The sequence below is a fragment of the Mesorhizobium sp. M1E.F.Ca.ET.041.01.1.1 genome (genome assembly GCF_003997355.1).
GTDB lineage: Bacteria > Pseudomonadota > Alphaproteobacteria > Rhizobiales > Rhizobiaceae > Mesorhizobium.
On the sequence record NZ_RZSL01000015.1, the window covers coordinates 20,089 to 29,377 of the forward strand.

The window sequence follows — 9,289 nt, forward strand, 5'->3', positions numbered from 1 at the left end:
GCCGCGCCAACGGGCTACTCCCATCCCGGCTGCCCGCGCCGGGGCCCCGACGGCCGCCGCCGCGCTCCAATCGCTCCTGCATGCGAGCGGCGCGTCGTCTGACACGGTGCGCTGCTCATGATCGGGCTTTTCGGCCGTAATGGTGCCTGAAGCTGTAGCGCGTTCGGAAATTTATTCGTCAGCAGTTGGGTCTCCGAGCGAGAGCTGAGCGACAGCCAGATGGTCGGCCCTGTAGATGAGGCGGGGCTTGTCCTCTCTAAGCGCAATTAGGGAGACTTTGTTGCCGTTGCGGCCCGCAACGATTCGAACAATCCAGTCCTGGGCTGTTCGATGGAACGCTATGTCGCCGGCTTCCGCATTCTCTCCCTGTTGCAGTGCCGGTACATTCCCGCGATGGGTAGCGCAGTCGTCGCTCAATCGCTGAATATCCTTTAGCCAATCCAGTTCGATTGAGGTTAGGCCTCCGATGCTCTGACGTGCTTCATCGATCACCGCTTCGTCTGAAAGGATGATCTGTGCGAGCGCAAGAATCATCGCATTCTGTTTCAGCCTTTGCTCGCCTGCTTCAGGGTTCTCCCTGAAAGGCTTCTGCAAATTCAATGTCAGTCCGCAGTCCCAAGCCAGCCAAAGCAGCAAGCCCTTGAGACGCGCCACGTCATCGCTGTCCCGAAAATCCTCTCCAAGTGGTTCGAGGCTGAGAAGTGACGTATTGGACGCTAAGGGGTCCCGCTCGAAGAGATTCAACATGACTGCCTCAAGGAGATGCAGCCGCTGATCCCTCGGAACTGTTGTTTTCCCTTTTTCGACCCAGGCGACTCGTCCATCACAGGTTCGCAGTTCTCGAAGAACGGCCAGCACGCCCAACAAGCGGACCAATACTTTTGTAAGCGGCTGCTTTCCTTCGGAGAAAGCTTTCAACTGCGATACCATCCTGTTGATGATGGTGCGTACCTTCGAATGACAAACCCGGAGCAGATCAGCTTGCTTTTCGGGCGTGAGATTCGTGATCTGGCCATCGGGATCGTCGTCAGCGCCAATCTGCTCTTCTTCAGTGCGGCCGAACCGATCGATCTCTTCGTGCGACTTATCCTCCCGCATGCGCAAGTGGTAGATCAAGGCATCGAGCAAATAGGCAAAGTCGCTAGAGTGCTCCAAGCGCCGCTTCTTGCCGCGCTTCTTCATTTCGCCCACATCGATGGCCAGCGTCTCGGGAACATCGGATCCATTTGGCTGATCCGTACTGCGCGAGCCTGAGTTCCTTAACGGCTGGGTCGGCGTGGCGGCGTTATCTTCGTCAAATATGATCTTATCAATGCACTGAATAAGCAGAGCGATGTCAGGAGTATCGCTCTCCAGGCTGAGCAGAGCATCCTTGAAGCGCCGCTGCGTTCCGCTCCGGGCCTGCTCCTCCACCATGCCAGCATGATGGAGGATAAGTTTCAACACTATGCCGCCCGCAATGGCGCCGTGGAGCGCAGCGGCCTTCTCGATGTCTAGGGCCGCAAAATCCAGAACTGCAAAGCCTTCTTCGACGGTGAACCCGCCGGCCTGGCAGATTTCGTTCCCATCAGCCGCGTTTAATGTGAACGCCAGATTATCAAACGCTTTAAGCAGGCTTAGGTCGAAAAGGACACGGGTGTCTTCGGCTAGCGCAACGCCGCTGCGAATGCCTGCGGAAGGGGGATCCTCTTCCTGTGCTTGGTTGATTCGGATGGCGTGCCAGTCCTCCGCGGTAAGCGCCGGTAGATTATGAATGTCGCCACATCCGAGTACATTTGCGGTCAGCAATGCATCATCGCCAACGCGGGCGAGCACCAGCTCGACATTGCCGCTGACACTGTCGGCGAGCCATGCGGGTCGACTGGGGTTCGCGCTGCCCGATGCAAAGACGGAGGCACCGCCGGTCTGTTCTGCCAGAACAAATTTGGCGTGGAGATACCGGTTTTCGGAGTTCTCGTCACATCCAAGCCGGTCAGCCCGGACAAAGGACACGCCTTCAAGGTCATGAGCTCGAACGGGCATCTGCACGGTTGCCGGATCGACGGTTACGGTCATCCTTCCCGGCTGCAATTCCTCCTTCACGCGATAGAGGAAGTTCAGCTCCTGATCGAAGAAGGCCCCGCCGATCGAAATCTGGGCCGTCTCTCCCCCCAGCAGCGCGGTGAACTGCTGCCATAGGGATTCCCCTCCCGGACGAGCGGCAAGAAGCCTCAGTCTCGCATCGGGAAGCGGTGCCGCATCCAGCCAAGGGGCGAACTCCTTCACGCGTCGGGTCATGGACCGGACATGGTCGGGGATGCCAGGCGTGAACGCGTCCAGCCAGTATTCGATTTCCGTCCAGACTGCTTGAGCAAGCGCTATCCCGGCCCCGTCATCGTCCCCTTGAATGCGCACAAGATTTGTCATCTCGCGATTAAACCCGAAGCCGGCAAGGGTCATATTGTGACTACCGACCAGAATCGCTCCTTTGGTCTTGCCCGTCAGAAAAACCAGCTTTGGATGAAAAGCGCCCGGAACCCTCACCGGAAGAAGGCTGTACTGACGGCCGGCAAGTCGGGGCGGGTGGACCGTCAAAGAGGCCGCATATTGCTGAGCATCCATTAGAAGGACGTTGTGCCGCACGCCGGCATTGACCAGCCGGCGCAGCACCACTTCTTCATAGAAGGGCAAATACGCGTTGTAGGTCGTGGTCAGCGAAGCCTCGTAGCCGCCCTTCTTCAGTTCCTCCATCAGCGAGATTTTAGGGAGCATCTGCAAGCTCCAGCTGCGCGCGTCCCAGGATACTGGGCTGCCAGCCCGAGGCGGTTCTCTCAAGCGCGCCAATGTCCTTGAGCACCCGAACAGCCTGATTGAAACGAGGTCGTGTGTGAACAGCCGGCGGGATTGCTATGACTTCCATCCCGCGATCAGAAGGGCGTATTCTGAATGTAGATTGCGACTGACCACGAAGTTTTCTTAGAGCCACACGCAGGTGCATCTCTAGGCCCCAGTTGATCAAGAGCCACCGGAGCACATCGTGAATTGTCGTGGAGGCCCAGCTGCCCGAGGCATTGCGGGCAAACGACTCCAGGTTGATCGGATAATAACGGAAATAGTCCGCCTCAAACACCAGGTCGGCGTACTGCCGATCGGTAGAATCGGCCCTGCTCGCAAGTGCAATCAGCGCTCGCAGAGCAGCCAAAACGATCTCTTCGCGGTTCTGGGCCGACTTTCTAGCCCGTGAGAGTGACGTGATGCGCTCAGTCAGCTGCACCTCATGCATCGGCTCGTTCCAGCGCGTAAGGTCCGGTAGCCACACCTTGCTGTCAGCGACACACTCCGAAAATGTCTTCTGCGGCCCCAGAACCTCCAACGCTTCCAAAGTTTCCGATTGCTGCATGAACCAGTCTGCGATGTCTGCGCTTGCATCGAAACGAAGAGACGATGCTTCGTAGGCATCAAGCAAGACGTAAAATAGCCCCTGCACCGCAACCGAGAGCAGCTCGTTGCGGGCGTAGATCGCCCATTTCTCGTGGGTACCGGATAGTGCGGGGGAAATGGTCCACGGCTCGCCACCCGGCAGGCTGCTGGCATAAGTACAAGCACGAAACGCTGTCTCGGAGAGCTGTTGACCGTGGGCACAAAGAAGGTCGGCAAGCTGCAATATCAATTGCAGCGACCGGCGGCGCGGCAGCGCCTCGCTGTCGTGGAAACGATCCCTAACAAAGAACAGCTCGCCGAGGATCTCCTGCTCACTCGGACTGTTGCAAAGCTGGCAGGGGCAGAAGCCATGTAGAGCATCCAGCTCCGACGCCGTAACCAAGTCGGCATCGACCGCTTTCATGAAAAGCGGTCGATTGACGCTGGCATCCATTCGCTCAGCGATGACAGCCCCCACTTGCCTGGTATAGCGGACCCCAGCGGACGCATCGCCGTCGATAATCGAAAGCTCTCTTAAGACTCCGAGATAATACTGTCCAAGCCCACCCAGGTCGCTCGCGAAATATCGCTTCTTGGCCCCCAACCGTAGTGAGAAGTCGGACAGATGGATTGTGCCGTCAGCCCCCAGCGACCGCGCGACGCTTGCCAGAGTATCACTACCCACCATTGCTGCAGCATGATCGTCCGCATCGCCGCCGCATACAGCGGCATGGCGTTGCGCGATAAGACAGAACAGACAATCAGCACGGCGAAAACGCTCGATGAAGGCGTCATTGAATTCCCGGTGGCCGGCCTTGTCGAGAGCCCATATAAGCCAAGGGTAGAAAGAATAGTATCGCGCTCTGTCCGTAACGTTAGTGATGCCAGGGAGCAGCCGTCCATATATGCTTATGCAGGGCGCTTGCACAGCTAGATGATCCAGCCCTCCGACCTGTGGTGGGGGCTTAACCCACGCCGTCTCTATCTGCATAAATTATGCCCCCCGCAATCATCGCCATATCCGCCGGGATATTCAAATCAGCTTATCAATCAATCAACGGACTACAATCCAAGAAGCGTCGTGGATTGACAAGGCAAACCGCTGCCAAGAAACGATCCCTGCCGCCTGTCCATCGGCGGGGAATTTTCCGGGTGGCGCGAATCCTTTGGCCGGGCAGGACCCTCTCGCTCTCGGCAAGGGCCGGGTGCTGCCGCGCCCTTTCCTCGTCTCCAAATCAATTGCGTAAGGTATCAAAAAATGATACTTTATGCATATGAAATCAGAATCCCGCCTGCATGCCCGTGACTACATTTCCCGCTTGGCAGCCGGCGGTCACTATCATTTCAGCTCTGCCGATGCCCAGTCCGCTTTGGGCGTGTCTGCCGATGCCGCCAAGCTGGCCCTGAACCGGCTTGCGAAGCAAGGCTTGATCGCTTCCCCGGCCCGGGGATTCTACGTCATCGTTCCTCCGGAATATAGCTCTCTCGGCTGTCTGCCCGCTGAGCAGTTTATTCCCGCGCTGATGAAACGGCTGGGCCTGTCTTACTATACCGGCCTGCTGTCGGCTGCCCAGTTTCACGGCGCCGCCCATCACCGCCCGCAGGAATACCAGGTGATGGTGGCCAAAAGCCGCCGCCCCATCACCTGCGGCGCGGTACGCGTCGCCTTCGTCATGCGCAAGAACATCAGCGCGATTCCCCTGCAGAGCTTCAATACGCCGCGCGGCACGGTTCTCGTATCGACGCCCGAAGCGACGGCTGTCGATCTTGTCGGCTATTACAACCATGCCGGCGGCCTAGATCAGGTCGCGACAATTCTCGGCGAACTCGCCGACAATCTTGACCCCGACAAGCTTGTAGCCGCGGCTCAGACAGCGCCTGTCCCGTGGGCGCAGCGGCTGGGCTATCTGCTGGAGCGGGTCGAGGCCAGCGCGCCCGCGCATGCACTGAAATCCTATGTCCGCAAACATGCCCGGCAGGCGACGATCCTGCAGCCGACAGCGGAGGCCAAGGGCGCTGAACGGGATGAAGGCTGGAAGCTCGACATCAACGCCGACGTGGAGGCGGAGCTGTGATCCCGCGCGACTACATAACCGAGTGGCGGTCACAGGCCCCTTGGGTTCAGGACATCCAGGTCGAGCAGGACCTCGTTATCTGCCGGGCGCTGGTCGAGATATTTTCCCACCCCGTGCTATCGGAAGCGCTGGCGTTTCGCGGCGGCACAGCGCTTTACAAACTCTACCTCAAACCGGCCGCGCGCTATTCCGAGGACATCGACCTCGTGCAGATGCGCGCCGAGCCGGCGGGGCCGGTCATGGAGGCCCTCCGGTCGGTGCTTGACCCTTGGCTCGGCACGCCGCGCTGGAAGCAGACCGAAGGCCGCGTAACCTTCGTGTACCGATTTTCGTCGGAGGATGCGCCGCCGATCAAGATGAGGCTGAAGGTCGAAATCAATTCGCGCGAACACTTCGCCGTTCACGGCTTCAAGCAGATGCCGTTCGGCGTTTCGTCGCGCTGGTTCGAAGGCGCGTGCGAGATACCGACCTACGAGTTGGACGAGCTTCTCGGCACCAAGCTGCGCGCGCTCTATCAGCGCAAGAAGGGCCGCGATCTGTTCGACCTGGCGGTCGCCCTTGCGCATGACGGCGTCGATCCCGGCCGCATCATCGAGACCTTTGCGGCCTACATGGACTATGGCGGGCACACCATAACGCGCGCCCTGTTCGAGCAGAATATGCATCAGAAGCTCATTGATCCGCAGTTTACCGCCGATATCAGTCCGCTCCTCGCGACCGGGTATTCCTGGGATTTACGGGCGGCGGCCGATGCCGTCGGCGCCGCGCTGATTGAGCGGCTTGCTGGCGAGTCGTGGAAGGGCGCTTCGTAACTATGCCAAGCGAGATTGGCGACAAGGAATGCATCGCCTCGCTACAGCTTCAATCCACGATGGTTTTCCAGGTACGTCACCGCTTTGTCCAGAGCGCGCATGATTTGAAGTTGATTAGCACCAAATGCATAGTGACCTGTGATCGCGGTTGAAACAGGCATCGCATCGTCCGTATTGCGCGTCTTTAACTTTCCGCCCTTTTGTCGATGAATATCGGGTAACAGAAGTCCCTGCCTTCGCCTTCGAACACTCCATTAGGCCCCCAGTTCTGGATGCTCGCGTTATAGCACTCGTTCCCGACGATTCGCTCCAGCTCCAGGAGCAGCGTCATACGCTTCTTCGTGACTTTTGCCGTCGTTCCTTGTGCTCCTGTCTGCCCGTTTTGCGAGAACGGCTGTGAATCAGCATCGAAGGTTGACCCCTATCATCGGTCCCGTAAAGCCTTGATTTGGCGAGATGAAATGGGGATCGGGTGGGGTCACGATCGGCGCGGAGGATGACCCCACCCGCGTTGCGAGTTTTGCAAGCAAAGTCAGGCACTTGCCGCCGTTTCGAACGGGGTCAACCTTCGGTGCTGATTCACAGGCAAGGCAGGGGCTCAAGACTTACGCAACATCAGAACCCAGGAAACCATCCGAAAGCGTCAGCGTCGTTGGATACTGGTCCTAGTTTGAGCGGCGGAGGCACTGCCCGAGAACCGCACGCTCATCTCAACTCCGCTTTACTCCTCAAGATGTAGCCTTCAGCGACGGTAGATCTCTAGATCGGGAAAGGTCGGACTACCTGGTGTCCATAGTTCGACGCTATCCGAATGCATTTCATAGAATTCGCGATCAACGGTGACGCGAACCGCGCTGGGCAGATAGCCATCGACGAGGCGGTAGTCTTTCTCGTTCAGGTGACCAGCTTCGGTGCCCAGCGGTAGAAGGATCGGCCGATCCAAAACTGCGCGAAGATCGGACAGCGTGATTGCGGGATCAGGGCGCGCCGGCACTTCGAGATCGTCGTCCGCAAACACGTCCAAGTTCAGGGCCGAATCTTCGCCGGCCGCTATCGCGCTGTCGAGCGCCTGAAGCGCATCGTCCCGCTTACTCTCCGAGGCTGCCGTCGTTGACAGAACCGATTCCTCGATAAGGCGAGGAAGGCGCGTCAAGATCGGCTGAAGGCCACCGACAACCTTCTCAAAGATCGAGATGCGGCTGCGCAAGGCACGATAGACGTCGGCCTCGACGGTATCGTCATAGTGCAGATTGATAATCCGGATGTCCGAAAAGCGCTGCCCGAGACGATCGATGCGTCCGATGCGCTGTTCAACCCGCATCGGGTTCCAGGGCATATCATAGTTCACTAAAGCGCCGCAAAATTGGAAGTTCAGGCCTTCCGCCGCGGCATCCGTGCAAACAAGAACCTCTGATCGACCTTCCTTGAAGCGCCGCTTGACTTCATCACGCGTGATCGAAGTCCACGTGCCATCGGTGTTTCGCACTTCACCGCCGCGCCCGGAAAAGCACATCACGGAATTCCCTGCACCAACGAGCAAGTCCCTCAGATAATCCATTGTGTCGGTGAACTGAGTGAACACCATCACCTGCGGATAGCCACTACCCTTCACCTCACTTAGGACCTTGGTCAGTTCGATTGCTTTGCTATCGGTGGGAAGGCGCTTGATATCATCGACAATGGTTTCGATCGTCGCGATCTCTTCGAACGCAAGCGCGCGGCGCTCATCTTCGGTAACGGTTTCGATATCAATCTCTTCGCCTGCTTCGACCTGATCGGCGATATTTTCGTCGATACGTGCTTCATCCGCCGCAGTCAGGAGCCCGCCGACCCCTCCTTTTCGTTTTTCCATCGTTTGTCGAAGGGCATGGAAGCTCGATGCCAGGCGGCGTCGATAGATCGTCATCACGAAGCCCACAGCGCTCCTCGCGTCGGGCGCCGCAGCGTTGTAAGTTTCCGAGATGTAAGTTTCGACTTGGCTGTAGAGGTCACCTTCCTCGGTCGAAAGCGGAATGAAGCGATCCTCCACTTGGCGGGTGGCAACCGCCGTGGAAAGCTTGCCGGCCTTGAAATATTTCCGGAGAAGTTCGCGCGTATGTCGCGAGACGAGCGCCCTGACGGGTGTCGATCGCTTTATGATTGCGATTGCAGCCCGGCGCTCTTCCGGGGAAAGCTGACGGCGTGGGATCGAGACAGGATCGCGCAGCGCTTGAAGGACTTTTCGGGTCTTGAGGCCACTCAAACGGGTTTGTCGCTCGGCATCCGCGCGGGGAACCTCGCCAAAGTGGGCTTCGCTCGCGCGGAAGAGGGCAGAAAGCCAGTCGAGGCTTTCATTCGTAACCGGTTCCCTAGCCGCTTCCGAGAAGAAGCGGACAAAGGCTTGCGGGGTCCATTCCGGTGGCAACCCGAGAAGGTCGAGCAAGTCCCAGAGTTCGGTCGCGTGGACTTGCAAGGGAGTTGCCGTCAGAAGTATCAGTCCATTCGTTCGGCGTCGCAGCGACCGCATCAATTGCAGAAGCCGGTTCGGGCCTTTGGCCTGCGGTGTTCCCGCGCCTTTTGTTCGCGCATGATGGGCCTCATCAAGCACAACGAGATCCCAGGGATCGGCCCCGTCCAGGATTTCGCGTTGCCGATCCTGTCGCCGGGCCAGATGACTCGACATGATCACAAAGGGCTGTCGATGCCAGGCCTCGCGTGAGACGAGCTTCTCGAAATCATGATCCCGTGCCGGCGATCGATACCAATTCAGCTTCTGGCCATCGTAGATTGGCCAGTTCAGATTGAATTTTTCACGGAGTTCGATCTGCCATTGCCTGCAGACGTTTTTCGGCGCGAGGACGAGGACACGCTTGAGTTTGCCCGCCATCCATCCCTGTCGCACCAGAAGCCCGGCCTGCACGGTCTTTCCGAGGCCGACTTCATCGGCGATGAGAAGCTTCGGCGGCCAGTTGTCATATAGGCGGTGATAGGCTCGAATCTGATGCGGCCACGGGACGACAGCAG

At 58.4% G+C, this 9,289-nt stretch carries 5 protein-coding genes; 2 read left to right on the top strand and 3 right to left on the bottom strand.

Going from position 1 to position 9,289, the window contains the following annotated elements; translation table 11 throughout:
- Positions 1 to 171 precede the first annotated feature (171 nt).
- The gene (locus tag EOA38_RS03240; protein ID WP_127298426.1) at positions 172 to 2,751 is read right to left on the bottom strand and encodes a hypothetical protein; all 2,580 of its coding nucleotides are present in this window, start codon (positions 2,749 to 2,751) and stop codon (positions 172 to 174) included.
- Positions 2,741 to 4,390 (bottom strand): hypothetical protein, encoded by a 1,650-nt coding sequence (locus EOA38_RS03245; protein WP_127298427.1) that lies wholly within the window; start codon positions 4,388 to 4,390, stop codon positions 2,741 to 2,743. The genes EOA38_RS03240 and EOA38_RS03245 overlap by 11 nt, the downstream gene beginning before the upstream one ends.
- A gap of 283 nt (positions 4,391 to 4,673) precedes the next feature.
- Here EOA38_RS03245 and EOA38_RS03250 point away from each other — a divergent pair, with 283 nt between their 5' ends.
- Both EOA38_RS03250 and EOA38_RS03255 read left to right on the top strand, forming a co-directional pair.
- Entirely contained in the window at positions 4,674 to 5,474 is an 801-nt protein-coding gene (locus tag EOA38_RS03250) for a type IV toxin-antitoxin system AbiEi family antitoxin (protein WP_127298428.1), read from the top strand.
- A complete protein-coding gene (locus EOA38_RS03255) occupies positions 5,471 to 6,286 on the top strand; it encodes a nucleotidyl transferase AbiEii/AbiGii toxin family protein (protein ID WP_127298429.1) in 816 nt (271 codons plus the stop codon). The genes EOA38_RS03250 and EOA38_RS03255 overlap by 4 nt, the downstream gene beginning before the upstream one ends.
- Before the next feature lie 742 nt (positions 6,287 to 7,028).
- On the opposite strand, the gene EOA38_RS03260 is transcribed toward EOA38_RS03255, so the two are convergent.
- The coding region (locus EOA38_RS03260; RefSeq protein ID WP_127298430.1) for a helicase-related protein at positions 7,029 to 9,289 on the bottom strand (2,261 nt) is incomplete at its 5' end.